Genomic DNA, 14,028 nt, shown 5'->3' with positions numbered 1-14,028 from the left:
TTCCTGACGCACCCGACCAGTCGCGTGCGTCAAGGCCCCCATAGCCCAATTGGCAGAGGCAACGGACTTAAAATCCGTCAAGTGTCGGTTCGAGTCCGACTGGGGGCACAGGTCAGCAGACGTTTCGAAGGGATTCGCCTGCTAGCTGGACGCCTTTTTGTCACGGATTGTCACAACTGGTGCGTAACTCGCGGCATCGAGCAGAGCCGGATCTTGCGCGTGCGCAGAGGTCGACAGAGTGAAAGCCGCCGATGCATGCCCCATCCATGCCGCGATGACGGCGATCGGAACCCCACGTAGATGCATCAAAGTCGCGCACGTGTGAAGAGCGTAGTGAAGGCGGATGGCTGGGACGCCAGCCTTCTTGATAACGAGGAAGCCGAAGTCATCCGCATGATGGCCGCCACACTCCTCGACGGCGGCTCACTCCGCGGCCTCGTCGACCACCTCGAAACCGAAGGCATCTCCACCGTCTCCGGCACAGCGTGGAAACCGATCACCGTCAAACGCGCACTCACCAACCCCTGCATGATCGGAAAGAAGCAGAGCGGCGACACACTAGTCGCCACCACCATCCCACCGATCCTGCAGCCCCGAACCTACAAGCGGCTGTGCGAACTGCTTCTCGATCCGGAGCCAGCGAAGTACACCGGCGACCGCACCCAAGTGGCACTCCTCGGTGGCGGGCTCGCACGGTGCGGAGGCTGCGGCCGACCCATGTACGCGGCATCCGCCGTCGGCCGCCCCACCGTCTACGCCTGCTCCACCCGCAGCAGCGACTGCCCGTCCATCGTGTCCGTCCAGGCTGAACTGCTCGAGGCGGACGTCATCGAGCGGGTCCTTGCGCGGTTGTCGTCCCCGAAGTACCGGAAGGCGTTGACGAAGTCGATTAACGAGCTCGGCTCACTCGAAGAAGGCGAGAACCGGGTAGCCGAACTCAATGCCCGTTTCACCGCGTTGGGGAGGACTTCGCCGACGGGCTCATCGATCGCGAATCCATGCGCGCTGGCACCGACCGAGTACGAGCGAACATCGCCGCAACCGAACTGAAGATGGCGCAACGGGAAGTCCTCATCGACCTACCCGAACCGTCAGCCGACGACATCGTGAAGTGGTGGGAGGAAGCGGATAAACGCCGGCGCCGCGATGTCGTGTCCATCGTCGTCGACCATCTCACCGTCAAACCCACCGACCGGCGAGGCCGCGACGGACTCGACCCACACCGTGTCGACTACGTCTGGAAAACACAATGACCAGCGCGTGGCCGGTATATTTCCTGGTCAATTTTCAGCCCCAGAATTTACATCTGAAATAGACAGAGCTCCCAACCTCATCCGGTTGGGAGCGCTGATGGCACTACGGCGTTGGATGTGTTTCAGATTCGGGGATGATTTCGTCGTGTGATACCAATTCTAAGAAGTGGTTTGTCACTTTGGAGCGACTTGCAGCAGGGTCGATCAGTTTTTCAATGCGAACGCGAACCCGTAGTTGCCTATCCCATGGCAGCTTCTTAACATCGTCCGGTGGGACACCTACGATCTCCACAGCACTGCGGCTGTTTACCTGAATCTCGACCTTGCCTGCAGTGGAGGCGCTCTTCAAGGTGCCGCTGATCAAGCCTCTTTTGACGTGATCTTTTGGCTTGAGCAGTTCACGGGCGTTGTTGCGTCCAGACTCTGTGAAGACCGATTTTCTGCGTGCTCCGCTGGACCTGGAGATGTCGATCTCAATCCCTGCTTCGGCATCATCGAGAGATTCAACGAGCTGCCGAAGCCGTGCTGCGAGGCCGGACTTGGCGCTGCCGATCGCTGCCTCACCATTGCCAGTTTCTACTGCGTCATGCAAATCGAGTACCCGAAGCAATGCAACTTCAAGTGGCGACGGGGCCGATATTTCCATTTCGTCGGGACCTGCAACCATTGGGGATGCAGGCTGCAGGTGCATGATCACGCTGCCTTCGGCGACAGTCGAGAATCCGATGTTAACCGCGTCAACATCGCCACTTTCGGCCGCCGAGCTAATCTCATTTTGAAGCCGGAGAAATATCTCCGCTGCGTGCTTGTCGAATACTCCGTCGGTGATGCCTCGGCCGAACAGGCGCACATTCGCGAACGCATCGAGGCGTGCATCGGGCTCAAACTTGCGAACACTGTCCAAGAATGCCTGGCGCAGAAATGTCGAAGCCGGTGCTGGATCGATGTCGAAGAGTTCCGGGTCTGGCTCGTAGTTCAGTGCGGCACGAGGAAATCTGTCACGAAGACTCATCGACCATCACCTCCAGGTAGCCTCTACGCGTTGCACAGCTTGCAATAGACGGTAAGTCAACACCGTCGATACGACACCGTTGCCACCAGTCATCCATCTTGCCGCGATCAGACAAGTATGCGAGCTGATCGCCTGCCAAATCTAGCCCTGCTTGAAACGGGCGTTCGATGGGGAACCATCGAACGGGGAATACTTCGACGCCGTACTTCCGCAGAATTGATGCCCGGTCTTGGGTCAGATTTCGAATCATCCTCGAACCAGGGCGTTTGGCAACTGAATCGGCGATGACTCCATCAACAATCGGTGATACGTCGATGTCGCTAGGGCTTAGCTTGCTTGACACAAAGCTGCCCGCCATCCAAACCGACCTCAGCAGCGGTGCATCAGCACCTGTGTTCCTCTGCGTGTCTTCCCAAGCGGTGAGATACCGAATCAATCCGCTGAATAGCTCCTCCCTGCGCGCCGGATCGGAAAACACACGCGAGCGAACGAGGCTCTCTTCAACTTCCTCAAGGGTGCACCTGTACCGGCCCGGGGGTAGGTGTCCATCGGTACCGAACGAGGGGATCATCGTGCCCGCGTGTTGACGACTTCACAGTCTTGTCGGTACCGCTGCGTACTGTCATTCATGTCGACGTCAACCTGTCGGCCGGGCCTCGGGGGGTGTTTGCCGCATCCGCCGGGGCTGATCTTTATCGTCCGCGAATCATCGCATGCCGCAACCGGCCAGCATCACCCGAACCGTACTTACCGGTCTCAAAAACGGGAAGACCCCACCAAACGGTGGGGCCTTCCTTGCGGCTCGGTCCAGCTATCGGGGGCAGCGGTTGGAGACGATCAAGTCAATTAACGATGAAACCTTGTCCGCTCCATCTCCGATTCCGGACTCCATCTGGGTCTTGATCTCGTCAACTGAGGTCCCGGATTGAAGTTGGAGGCAGACCACCTCCGCCATCTGTTCAACTTCTTGGACAGTGGCAGGCTCGCCTACTGCTTCAGATGCTCGCTTGGCCAGTTCTTGTCCACTTATCTGCGCAGCTGGGTTTGTCGTGACAGTTATAGGGGACTGTGCGCCGCCGGTTTCACTCGTCGAGGTCGGGAACGGGATCAGTACCGACGTCCCGCCGCCGACATTCCAAAGTAGTTCCCCTTCGGTGGCCTTCGTCGCCAGAAGTACCCAACCCTTTTGCTTGGTGCCGGCGTCAACAGTGTCGAGGCGATCTCGCTCTGCGATGCACGATCTGCCCTCTGTTGAATGTGCGGTGCTTGTAGCTACATAGCCATCGGGATCGCGTTCGGAGATGTTGAGGCTTGGAATGTTCATGAACCCTGTGCCTGGGTTGGCCGAGACAGAGAGTTCGATTGCGATATGCGTGTTCCGACCTTGCTTCGCGTCCGTGGAGTCCCAGGCGTCGCGATACGTGCAGTCGCTAATCATTTCGACTGAGAGAAGGGTCGCTTCGCCGTCGCGAAGCTTAACGGTGTCTCCCACATTGAGTGTGCGTGGCTCGACAACAGAAGCTGACGATGTTGCTGCAGTTGTGGGGGGGATGTTGTTCGCTGTGTCCGTCGGTCCCTCGGACGAGCATCCGGCGGCTAGGCAGGCTACTGCGATTACAGCGAGCAGAGTTCGTTTCATGGCAAATACATACCAGACAGTCCGGACATAGCGTGGATTGGAGATTGAATTGAGGTATGACACGAACTGAACCGATCGTCATCCCTGCTGCAGTGGTCGATGCTCTCATCTTGATCATCAGTCAGCTGTCAGACAGGAGGTCCGGGCTGAATGAAACGACCTCCGTTTCGGGTGTGACTGTCTCTGGTCCCAGCCTTCTTGACGGTGAGCAGGCGGGTGACTTGCTTGGCGTCCATGCTTCCACTGTTCGAAAGCTATGGAACTCCGGCGAGCTCAAATGCGTGCGTATTGGCAGAGGGCGTCAGGTCTCAACAATCGAAATAGAACGCTTCATTCGCGATCGCGAGCGTTTCGAACCCTCGTAGTGGGTGATTTCCCGTCTGTGCCCACATTTTGCCCACAACCCATCGGCAGATTGCGTCCGCAGTGCGTCCGCAGCAGTTTCACTACTCCCCAATCGGAACAAGGCCACAAAGGTTGAAACCTCCTGTCCTGCAGCGATAATCCAATCGCACCAAACCTGCCAATCGAAACAAACGCCAAGAAGGGCAAACTTAAAATCCGTCAAGTGTCGGTTCGAGTCCGACTGGGGGCACCAAGTAGATCCGCCTGCACATTGAATCGAAAACCCCGCTCATCCTCTTCCGATGAGCGGGGTTTTCCTTGGGGTGGTGACTGACGTTCCAGGGGCTACTGAGCCCAGACAGTCGTTCCGGCAGGCGCATTCAGTGTGTTGACGAGATCGATGCCGGCCACGACTGCGGCGCCGCCGCCGCCGAGGATCGTTCCGGCGACACCGCCGATGCCGGCTCCTGTCGCGAGACCGCCCAAGCACAGTGCCGCGGCGACGGGGAGTCCGACGATGGTCAAGCCCAGCGGAGCACCGACAGCGCAACCGATTCCGGCGCCGACGATGGTGCCGAGCAGGCTCCCGACCTGAGTGCCGAGACCGAGTTGGCTCTGGAAGTGCGCGATTGCTCGATCATTTTCCTCAGGCGACGCTACTGGCGTCCATTCCTTTGCCGCAGGCGCACTCTCGGGCCGAGGGGTGGCCTTCGCCGAATCGGTGATCGGTGTCAGCGTGAGGGTCTTACCGTCTTCACTGATCGCGCGATCGAAGGGAAACTGCAGATCTCCGAGGTTGTATGCGAGAGGCAGGGAAACCAGGTCGGCGCCCTTGCTGTCCTGCAAGACGACGGACTTGCCGTCGCCGGACACCTTGAACAGCCCGGCGTCGATGGTGGTGACGATCGACTTGTCGACGACCTTCGCTTCGTAATTCACGTCGGTCGACGGATCAGCTGATGCGATCCCTGTTGATGCTCCGACTGCAGCGACCGCTAGAGCAGTCACAGCCGCCTTCTTGAAGAAACCCATAGTTCAACCCCGTGTTCGCCTGCGTGTGCTCGCAGAAACTCGACAACTTCGGACATTGGTAAACCCCCGACAAAGCCTTCGTATTAAAGCAGACCGAAGTGACAGAAGGGATAGTTGCGTTCGGGCCGATCGGAAGCGGCCGGTGCAATTGAATTTGCAGTGCGCAGTACCAAATCATCGAACATGTGTGCGAAGATGTAGAGATGCGGTTGACCGAGCAATCTCCGGACCGCTGCCCGAACGGACACCGGCTCACGGCGAACACCTGCCTTGTCGGCTGGGAGGTGTGCGGGTGTGCCTCGACCGAGAATGGCGGGCATCGGACCCATTACTGCAGGCGCTGCGGTGAAACCGTCCGGACGCCGGAGTGTGTCGGCGTGGGTCCGCAGAAGAGTCGGTGGAGTTGAAGTGCTGTTACGTTGTGTTTCAAAGAGATTCGGGAGAGCCTCACCCGGCGGATCGGCGTCGGGTGAGGCTTGTGGATCAGGTAGGCGGTGCGACGGGTGCGTCGCTGCTTCCTCCCGAGCTCCCGCTCGACGAGCCGGTGCCGAACAGTAGACCGAAGAAGCCGGAGATTGCGCCGAAGAAATCGAACATGGGCGAGCCTTTCGCGAGGACGAATGCGGTCACGACAAGTGGCCGACTTGTGGTGGTGTTCAGAGAAGTTCCGTCGACATTGACGGCGAAGGCGTCGGACGAAAGGCCGACTGCCGGATGAAATGTACGATTCGTCTCGGTTTGATACAAGTCTTCCCCGAGTAACAGCTACTTGAGACTTGAATTACCGGGGGTGCCCTGCCTGCTTGGGTGGGGCAACCAGGCAGGGCAGTGGCTTGCCGTCCCTCTCAATACCGACCTACGGCGAACCATTGGCGTTGAAGGTACCCACACTTCGTGACGCGCGCCACTTACGTACCAGTACCTTCGTTAGCCGAGGTCAGCCGTGGCAACGACGGCGGTCGTCGGCGTCCCCGCGGGGACGTGGTTCATCGAGAAGTCGCGGTCCCGGTCAGGGTTGACGACGCTTGCCAGCAGGAGCATGGCGGCGACAAAAAGAATTCCTGCAGCGAGGTAGCCAATTCTCACGGGCAGGCGCGGGCGTCGATCTGAATTCGTGGACATTCACGTTCTCCATCGGTGCATGTTGGACGAACGCCTAGTTTAACGATCAACTAATGAAAGGGTGCGAACAGTGACGCAAGATACGGAAAGACCCTCGATATCGGGGGAAATCGAGGGCCTTTCCTGTCGAACGTCGGCGTCGCCAAGCACATAGCGTCACCGACCCACTATCGGTGTCGAGCGTGACCCCTCATGTCCGACCCCACTTCTCGACACTATCCAGTAACTTGCGGCATTGTGTAAGATTCGGACATTGTCATTCGGATAGGGGACAAACCGCCCGCGACACCTACTTTCGTCCGGCCGCCCATTTCATTCCCCAGTTGTATGCCCGATCGAGATCTGACTGACTGCCGTTGATGTACTGCACCTCGCGGGTGACCGTCACGCCCTGACCTGAACTCTGGATGAGAGCGATTGCGCACAAACGCTCCTGGTTGCTGGCCGAATCGAGCCGCACTTCCACCTCGGGTCCGTTGGTGGGATAGAGGGTGACGACGCCGTCCACCGCCGCCCAGTTGGGGGCGCCGTCGTAAATCATCGCGAAGATCAGGATTCGCCGGAAAGCGCTGGGGTCACCAAGATTGACGTGCATGTTCTCGCCGCCGGTGTTCGCACCACTGCGGTCGTCGCCGTCGAGGGAGATGTACGGCGGAGAAGTCAGTGAACCGAAACTGTTGCCCAGGGACTGGACTACTCCCTTGGACCCGTCGGCAAGTTCGTAGAGGCATCCGAGGTCCAGGTCGACCGCGCCAGAGCCTGCGCCGGCGAGCTTGGCGAGGAAACCGGTCTTTTTCGCTGGCGCTCCCTGTGACCAGTTGAGGTTCACGCGCATATTGCCTTGTCGTTCACCCGCTTTCGCGAGGTTGACCGTCGGCGCTGATTTGGTGAGCGTGATCTTGCTCAAGCTGACCGGTGCCTGCGACGGTGTGGACTCGCTGGAACGTCGGGTGTAGTCGATTGCCATCGTGATAGTCCTTGTCTGAACTCGAATGAGTCCGATCGTGTTACCCGTCGGGGAATCTCCACCGACGTGATCGGCGATCTCCGGCCATTGTCCCTCATATCCGAATTTCAATCCGTGGACACGCAGCAGTGCCCATTTACGGGAGAATTGCTCAGTCGGACGTCCGATTCGAAATTGCGGCGTGTGAGTGGGGGTAAGAGATGTCGGTCCTCTCTTGTCTGCAACCGCACCCGAGTAAGACTGACTCCCGCGCAACGCGAAGACGTAACGCGTGAACAGATGGCCGTCACCTTCGGCGTGCTGCCATGGGCCGCAGCCGTCCACCTCGTCGTCACGCTCGGGTCGGCGTTGTATGTGATTCCACCGGACAGAGGACTGTTGCCGCGCCTGTGGCCTTTCCTGTCCGACGAGTTCGTCTGGCGAGGAGCCGGTTCCGACGTCACCGAAGTGAAACTGCAGAGTGACGAAATCGTACGGATGGGTCGGGTGGACGCACTCACCGGAATGCCGAATCGGCACAGCTTCTGGACCGGGTTGGAACGACTGCTGCACGATCCGTACACAAGCGAAAGCCGTCTCGCGTTGGCCATGCTCGACCTCGACAACTTCAAATCGGTCAACGACACACTGCGACACACGGTTGGCAACGCGGTTCTGCGGGAGGTCGCAGATCGCCTGTCCGAAGCCGGAGGGGTGTCACAGTTGTTCGCGCGTTTGGGCGGAGACGAGTTCGCGATTCTTTTCACCGATGTGGGTGACAGTTCGCACGTGCGAACTCTGCTCGGCCGCTACATCGAAGCACTCCATGATCCGATCACAGTGGCAGGCACGCGGTTGGAGATCGGGTACAGCATCGGGTACTGCCGCCCTGACGCTCTCCCGGCAATCTCTCGGCGGCGACTCGGCGGTCCGAGCAGGCGGGGTGTAGCGGCTACCACTGAGTGAGAACTTAGTGCCCGTTTTGCGAATCGATGTGTGACGGTACGCCGAAGTGATTCACATCGAACTGCAGAAGGGTGTCTTCGTGGAGGTCGGATCGGCGTACTCCCCAGGGCCGATGCTGGTGGGTAAGAAGGCAGTGGTCACAGGCGGCTCCCAGGGAATCGGAGCAGCGATAGCTCGGGCATTCGCATCGCATGGCGCATCAGTTCTGGTTGTCGACGTGGCTCCGCTGAACGGCGTCGAATTCGACTCCGCTGCAGGTGGTTCGATCAAACATCTCGAGTACGACGTGCGGGTGCCGGAAGTCCCCGTCGCGTTGACCGAGTTCGCACCAGATGTCCTGGTGAACAACGTGGGGCATTTCCTGAATCCGCCGACAGCGTTCACCGGAACTGATCCGGGTTTCTGGTCCGAGGCCGGCAGCATCAATTTCGATCACGTCGTGCGTCTGACCCATGCCCTGCTTCCCGGCATGATCGACCGCGGTTTGGGTGGATCGATCGTGAACCTCACGACGGTGGAGGCGCATCGAGCGATCCCGGGCCACACGATGTACTCGGCATACAAGGCGGCGCTCACACAGTTCACCAGAAGTCTTGGTGTGGAGATCGGTCGAACCGGAGTGCGCGTCAACGCCATTGCCCCGGATCTGATCGAGTCGGTACAGGTGCCGTATCGCAGGATCGTCTCTGCCGACGACTGGGACAAGTGGCCGGGGTGGGCACCGCTGGGTGGACCGGGCCAGCCCGTCGACATTGCCGGCCCCGCGCTGTTCCTGGCCTCAGACCTGGCGAGATACATCACCGGAACCGTCATCCACGTCGACGGCGGCTCGCACGCTGCCGGCGGCTGGTTCCCCACCGAAGAAGGCGGCTGGACCAACCGGCCCCGAAAGGCTTGACACATGACAACTTTCAGTCTGAACGTTCCCAACTTCGGCGCCACTCTCGCGGAGGACTCCTACGGGAAACTCGTGCAGGTCTGCCAGAGCGCGGAAGCTGCCGGCTTCGACCGGGTCCTCGTCACCGATCATGTGGTGATGGGTTCGGACAACTCGGCATACACGTGGTCGGCGTTCCCCACCGAGCCTGACGCCAACTGGCTCGAACCGCTGACCGTCCTGGCTTTTGTTGCCGGACAGACGAAGACAATTCGCTTGGGTACCGGAATCGTCATCGCGGCGCTGCGCGGGGGAGCGGTACTTGCCAAGACGGCCGCGACACTCGATCTGCTGTCCGGTGGCCGACTCGACCTTGGCGTTGGAACCGGTTGGCAGGAACGCGAATACGACGCCGTCGGCATGGACTTCGGTAAGAGGGGACCGCTGCTCGACGACGCACTTGCGGTGTGCCGGGCCCTGTGGAGTTCGGCGCCCGCGAGCATCGACACACCTCGCCTGAAGTTCGACGACGTGTACTGCGCGCCCCGTCCGTCCGCGGGAATCCCGATCTGGGTGTCCGGTTCGCTCTCCAAGGCCGTGGTACGACGCGTCGCAACCTGGGGCGACGGGTGGATTCCGATCATGGGCGCCGCGGACGACGACCTACGTGAAGGGATCACCGTCATCGGGAAGGCCATGGCTGACCTCGGACGCGATCCAGCGGAATTGCAGGTCCGTGGGCGACTGACCGTCGTTCGCGGGGCTGACGGTTCGATCGATCTCCCGGCGACGATGATCGGTGCCGAACAGCTGCTCGAATCCGGGGCTACCGATGTGCTGGTCGCGCTGGCAGCAGTAGATCCGGATCCGGACACGGCGATGTCGGAGTTCGGCGAGTTGGTGTCGGCCTTCGCAAAGGTGACCCGATGACAATTGCGTCGAAGCGATAGTTCTATCGTGCGAAGTGTTGTAGTGCAGCCTGATCGAGGAGAGAACACATGACCGAGTGCATCGTCGTGGATACGAGCCTGGAAGCGTTGCTCGATGCCCGGATCAGCTGCCGCGCCTACGAGGACCGTCAGGTGCCGCGTGAGGTGATCGAGGAGATCCTTCGGCTGGCGCAGAAGACGCCGTCGTGGTGCAACACGCAACCGTGGCAGGTTGCGATCACCGAAGGGGAGGGCACAGAACGATTCCGCGCAGGCCTCGGTGAGTACGGGATGACCAACGCCCAGGAGTCGGACTTCGAGTTCCCCCGCGAGTACCAGGGCATCTACAAGTCGCGTCGGTTCGACTGTGCGATGGCGCTTTATTCGAGCGTCGGAATCGAGCACGGTGACCGCGCCGGTTCCGCGGCACAGACGATGAAGAACTTCGAGCTCTTCGGCGCTCCCCACGTCGCGATCATCACCACCGACGAGGCATTGGGCACCTACGGAGCCGTCGACTGCGGGTTGTACGTGAACAGCTTCCTGCTGGCGGCGCAGAGTCTGGGGGTGGCCACCATTCCGCAGGCGGCGCTCGCAGGCAGCTCCAAGTTCATTCACGAACACTTCGGCATCGACGACACCCGCAAAGTCGTGTGCGCTATCTCGTTCGGATACCCCGACACCGACCACCCCGTGAACGGATTCCGCACCGAACGCGAAACCGTCGACAACGTCGTGCAGTGGATGTCGAACTAACCGGGATGTCGAACTGATCACCTGCTGGTCGGGGGATTGAGTGTTGCGCAGTTCCACCTGAAAGACTGGTGGCATGTCCGACACACCCGAACTGTTCGATCGTCTGCGCCGATTTCCCGATGTCGAGGCACCCAATCTCTTTGCCGTCGACGCGGCCGATCGCCTGATCCTCGACGAGGCCGCCGACGCTCTGGCCGCCGCGCCGGCGGGCACCGTCGTCGTGATCGGCGATCACTACGGTGCGCTGACCGCCGGTGTTGCGCTCGTTCACGGAATCGCCGGCGTGCGGGTTCACCAGGATCCGCTCACTGGAGAGCTGGCCCTCGCGAACAATGCGCGCGAACTCGGATTCAGTGACGCCTTCACCTCGCGCGGGCTGGACGAGGAGTTGCTCAGCGGCGCCCGCGTCGTGCTCATGCAATTGCCGCGTAGCCTCGCCGAACTGGCCGAGATCGCTCAGCTGATCGCGCTCCACGCCGACCCGGCGGTTCGTGTCTTCGCCGGTGGGCGTGACAAGCACATCACCCCGGCGATGAACAAGGTTCTCGGCGAATCGTTTTCCGACGTCAGCGCCTCGCGTGGGCGTCAAAAGTCGCGCGTACTCAAGGCTTCGGAACCCAAGGCCGATGTTGCGATCACGTTCCCGTTGACCGAACGCCTCGACGAGTTCGATCTCGACGTCGTTGCTCACGGCGCAGTGTTCGCCGGGGCGAGCCTGGACATCGGCACCCGGCTGTTGCTGGAGAATCTCGGCAAGATAGCGGTCGACCCGTTGAGCGATGTGGTCGATCTGGGTTGTGGCAGCGGCATTCTCGCGACGGCGATCGCACGCAAGTTCCCGGACGTGCACGTGATCGCGACGGATCAGTCCTCGGCAGCTGTCGCTTCGTCGTTGGCGACCGCGTCCGCGAACGGAGTCGGCGATCGGGTGAGCGGTCTGCGCGACGACGCGATGAGCTCGCTGCCCGACGCGAGCACTGATCTGGTTTTGTTGAACCCGCCTTTCCACGTCGGCGCGGCGGTTCACACCGGTGGAGCGCTCAAGATGTTCGAAGCCGCTGGTCGTGTCCTGCGCCCCGGTGGGGAGCTGTGGACTGTCCACAACGCGCATCTGGGTTATCGCGAACCGCTGAAAGCCGCGGTGGGTCCTAGTGAGGCGATGGCGAAGAACGCGAAGTTCATCGTGATGAAGTCGGTCAAACCGTCCTAGTATCGAAAAGGCACGAGTGTCGAAGAGTGTTGACCTTCCGGAAACGCGCCGGGAACTACAACGGATGCTTCGACGTTGTAAATTACGAGTGCTTTACTTTTAGTTAGGTACACGGACCGTGTCGGAAACTCGGATCCGTCCGGCGAACCCGCGACGCACCCGTCGTAGGCCACCACGATGAAGGGATGATCACGGTGCGCACCACCAGCAACCCGGTGTTCCGCAATCTGCCCAAGCAAGAGGGCAACGGATACGCCTCGTTCGGATCTGCGACGGCGGGCGCCTCGCAGGCAACCCAGCAGTTCGGTCAGCCGCAGTACGCTCCGGCCGAGCCGTACCAGACCGGTCCCACCTCGCGGGCCATGACGATCGACGACGTCGTCACCAAGACGGGCATCACGCTCGGTGTGCTGACGATCTCGGCATTGGTGTCGTACTTCCTCGTCAACAACAACTCCGACCTCGCAGGCCCGCTGGTCATCGGCGGCGGTCTCGTCGGCCTGGTCCTGGTCATGGTCGCCACGTTCGGCCGCAAGATGGACAACCCGGCAATCGTGTTGGCTTACGCCGTCGCGGAGGGTCTGTTCCTCGGTGCGCTGTCGTTCATGTTCACCTTCAATCTCCAAGGCGCCGACGCATCGATGCTGATCGCGCAGGCAGTCCTCGGTACCTTCGGCGTGTTCTTCGGCATGCTGGTGGTCTACAAGACCGGTGCGATTCGGGTGACTCCGCGTCTGACGCGAATGATCATCGGTGCGCTCATCGGTGTTGTCGTTCTGGCGCTCGGCAACCTCGTCGCCAGCTTCTTCACCGAGGGTGGACTGGGACTGCGTGACGGCGGAACGTTTGCCATCATCTTCAGCCTCGTCTGCATCGGCATCGCGGCCTTCAGCTTCCTGCTCGACTTCGACGCAGCTGATCAGCTGATCCGCGCGCAGGCTCCGGAGAAGGCAGCCTGGGGCGTTGCATTCGGCCTCACCGTCACCCTGGTCTGGCTGTACGTCGAGATCCTCCGTCTGCTGAGCTACTTCAACAACGACTAGTTCTCCAGTCGTTCCGTAACACCAAAGAAGGGCCCCGCGAGGGGCCCTTCTTTGGTCGTCTGTGGGCGGTTACGGTGCTTGGGTACCTAGCAACTGCTTGGTTTGGAACAAAGGGGAGCGGATGTCGACAAACATCACCGAACCCGTGCTGGTGGCGGATGCCGGAGCGGTGCGAACGCTGACCTTCAACAACCCGAGCCGCCTGAACGCTTTCAACGCAGCCGGCTTTCGAGCGTTGACCAAGGCGCTCGACGACGCGGCGTCGGACGATTCCGTAGCCGTGGTGATAGTCGAGGGTGCAGGCAAGGCTTTTTCGAGTGGTGTCGACCTGCGTGCGCTCGCCGAACCAGGCACGGATAATGCAGACTTCGGCCACGCATTCGCGCCGCTGATCGTCGCGCTGGTGGAGTTCCCGAAGCCCTTGATTGCCGCGGTGCACGGCGCTGCCGTGGGCATCGGCCTGACCGTGCTGCTCTACTGCGACGTCGTCTACGTCGCCGAGGACGCACGTCTACGGGCGCCGTTCACGTCGCTGGGTACAGCGCCCGAAGCTGCCAGTAGTTGGTTACTGCCCAAGGTGATCGGAACGCAGCGCGCCGCCGAGCTGATCCTGTCGGCCCGGTGGCTCAGCGGCGTCGAAGCAGCCGCCTACGGACTGGCGACCGACGCCGTACCAGCCGACGAGGTTCACATCCGTGCTCGGGAGAGCGCCGAGCAGATTGCGGCCAACATCGGACCGGCAGTGCTTGCCGCCAAGGGACTGCTCCGCCACGGTTGGGCCGACGAAGCCCGCGCCGCAGTTCAGCGTGAGGACGACGCTGCACGAGCGTTGATTCGCGAGTTGGGGAGTTTTGCTCAGAAATTCACGACTACCTGAAACACGACCACACGGAAGCGG

General features: G+C 60.8%; 16 protein-coding genes and 1 tRNA gene. 11 read left to right on the top strand and 6 right to left on the bottom strand.

What is annotated here, in order from left to right; all coding sequences use genetic code 11:
* The first annotated feature begins 34 nt into the window (after positions 1-34).
* From R4P65_RS15810 to R4P65_RS15795, 3 genes are all read left to right on the top strand, one after another.
* Positions 35-108 (top strand) — tRNA-Leu (locus R4P65_RS15810).
* 213 nt (positions 109-321) lie between these two features.
* The gene (locus R4P65_RS15800) at positions 322-1,050 is read left to right on the top strand and encodes a recombinase family protein (protein ID WP_411742549.1); all 729 of its coding nucleotides are present in this window, start codon (positions 322-324) and stop codon (positions 1,048-1,050) included.
* 2 nt (positions 1,051-1,052) lie between these two features.
* Positions 1,053-1,253 (top strand): hypothetical protein, encoded by a 201-nt coding sequence (locus tag R4P65_RS15795; protein ID WP_317827211.1) that lies wholly within the window; start codon positions 1,053-1,055, stop codon positions 1,251-1,253.
* Positions 1,254-1,356: 103 nt separating this feature from the next.
* On the opposite strand, the gene R4P65_RS15790 is transcribed toward R4P65_RS15795, so the two are convergent.
* The 3 genes from R4P65_RS15790 to R4P65_RS15785 form a co-directional block, all read right to left on the bottom strand.
* Entirely contained in the window at positions 1,357-2,265 is a 909-nt protein-coding gene (locus R4P65_RS15790; RefSeq protein WP_317827210.1) for a hypothetical protein, read from the bottom strand.
* A complete protein-coding gene (locus tag R4P65_RS33160) occupies positions 2,252-2,836 on the bottom strand; it encodes a DUF6932 family protein (RefSeq protein WP_411742548.1) in 585 nt (194 codons plus the stop codon). Before R4P65_RS33160 ends, R4P65_RS15790 begins: the two co-directional genes overlap by 14 nt.
* 240 nt (positions 2,837-3,076) lie before the next feature.
* A complete protein-coding gene (locus tag R4P65_RS15785; RefSeq protein WP_317827209.1) occupies positions 3,077-3,589 on the bottom strand; it encodes a hypothetical protein in 513 nt (170 codons plus the stop codon).
* A gap of 371 nt (positions 3,590-3,960) precedes the next feature.
* On the opposite strand from R4P65_RS15785, the gene R4P65_RS15780 reads away from it, so the two are divergent.
* Positions 3,961-4,269 (top strand): helix-turn-helix domain-containing protein, encoded by a 309-nt coding sequence (locus tag R4P65_RS15780; RefSeq protein WP_317827208.1) that lies wholly within the window; start codon positions 3,961-3,963, stop codon positions 4,267-4,269.
* Between the two features lie 325 nt (positions 4,270-4,594).
* On the opposite strand, the gene R4P65_RS15775 is transcribed toward R4P65_RS15780, so the two are convergent.
* The 3 genes from R4P65_RS15775 to R4P65_RS15765 form a co-directional block, all read right to left on the bottom strand.
* The gene (locus R4P65_RS15775) at positions 4,595-5,281 is read right to left on the bottom strand and encodes an ammonium transporter (RefSeq protein ID WP_214885212.1); all 687 of its coding nucleotides are present in this window, start codon (positions 5,279-5,281) and stop codon (positions 4,595-4,597) included.
* Between the two features lie 927 nt (positions 5,282-6,208).
* Positions 6,209-6,403, bottom strand: a complete 195-nt coding sequence (locus tag R4P65_RS15770; protein WP_317827207.1) for a hypothetical protein — start codon at positions 6,401-6,403, stop codon at positions 6,209-6,211.
* Between the two features lie 289 nt (positions 6,404-6,692).
* Positions 6,693-7,370 carry a tellurium resistance protein gene (locus R4P65_RS15765; protein ID WP_317827206.1) on the bottom strand — a complete coding sequence of 226 codons (678 nt, stop codon included), beginning with the start codon at positions 7,368-7,370 and terminating at the stop codon, positions 6,693-6,695.
* A 279-nt stretch (positions 7,371-7,649) separates the two neighbouring features.
* Here R4P65_RS15765 and R4P65_RS15760 point away from each other — a divergent pair, with 279 nt between their 5' ends.
* The 7 genes from R4P65_RS15760 to R4P65_RS15730 all read left to right on the top strand — a co-directional run bounded on the left by R4P65_RS15760 (position 7,650) and on the right by R4P65_RS15730 (position 14,007).
* Positions 7,650-8,315 carry a GGDEF domain-containing protein gene (locus tag R4P65_RS15760; protein ID WP_317827205.1) on the top strand — a complete coding sequence of 222 codons (666 nt, stop codon included), beginning with the start codon at positions 7,650-7,652 and terminating at the stop codon, positions 8,313-8,315.
* 46 nt (positions 8,316-8,361) lie between these two features.
* A complete protein-coding gene (locus R4P65_RS15755) occupies positions 8,362-9,213 on the top strand; it encodes an SDR family NAD(P)-dependent oxidoreductase (protein ID WP_317827204.1) in 852 nt (283 codons plus the stop codon).
* Between the two features lie 3 nt (positions 9,214-9,216).
* Positions 9,217-10,122, top strand: coding sequence for a TIGR03619 family F420-dependent LLM class oxidoreductase (locus R4P65_RS15750; RefSeq protein ID WP_317827203.1), 906 nt, complete (start codon positions 9,217-9,219; stop codon positions 10,120-10,122).
* Between the two features lie 68 nt (positions 10,123-10,190).
* Positions 10,191-10,877: a nitroreductase gene (locus R4P65_RS15745; protein ID WP_317827202.1), complete on the top strand. Its 687-nt coding sequence runs from the start codon at positions 10,191-10,193 to the stop codon at positions 10,875-10,877.
* Between the two features lie 73 nt (positions 10,878-10,950).
* Entirely contained in the window at positions 10,951-12,087 is a 1,137-nt protein-coding gene (locus R4P65_RS15740; protein WP_317827201.1) for a class I SAM-dependent methyltransferase, read from the top strand.
* Positions 12,088-12,281: 194 nt separating this feature from the next.
* On the top strand, positions 12,282-13,130 hold the full coding sequence (locus R4P65_RS15735) for a Bax inhibitor-1/YccA family membrane protein (RefSeq protein ID WP_317827200.1): 849 nt from the start codon (positions 12,282-12,284) through the stop codon (positions 13,128-13,130).
* A gap of 121 nt (positions 13,131-13,251) precedes the next feature.
* On the top strand, positions 13,252-14,007 hold the full coding sequence (locus tag R4P65_RS15730) for an enoyl-CoA hydratase/isomerase family protein (RefSeq protein ID WP_317827199.1): 756 nt from the start codon (positions 13,252-13,254) through the stop codon (positions 14,005-14,007).
* The last annotated feature ends 21 nt before the right edge of the window (positions 14,008-14,028 follow it).

Source organism: Rhodococcus sp. IEGM 1318 (assembly GCF_033142465.1).
GTDB lineage: Bacteria > Actinomycetota > Actinomycetes > Mycobacteriales > Mycobacteriaceae > Rhodococcus_F > Rhodococcus_F qingshengii_B.
The sequence above is the reverse complement of the archived record's forward strand: the minus strand, read 5'-3'. Positions and strand labels throughout refer to the sequence as shown.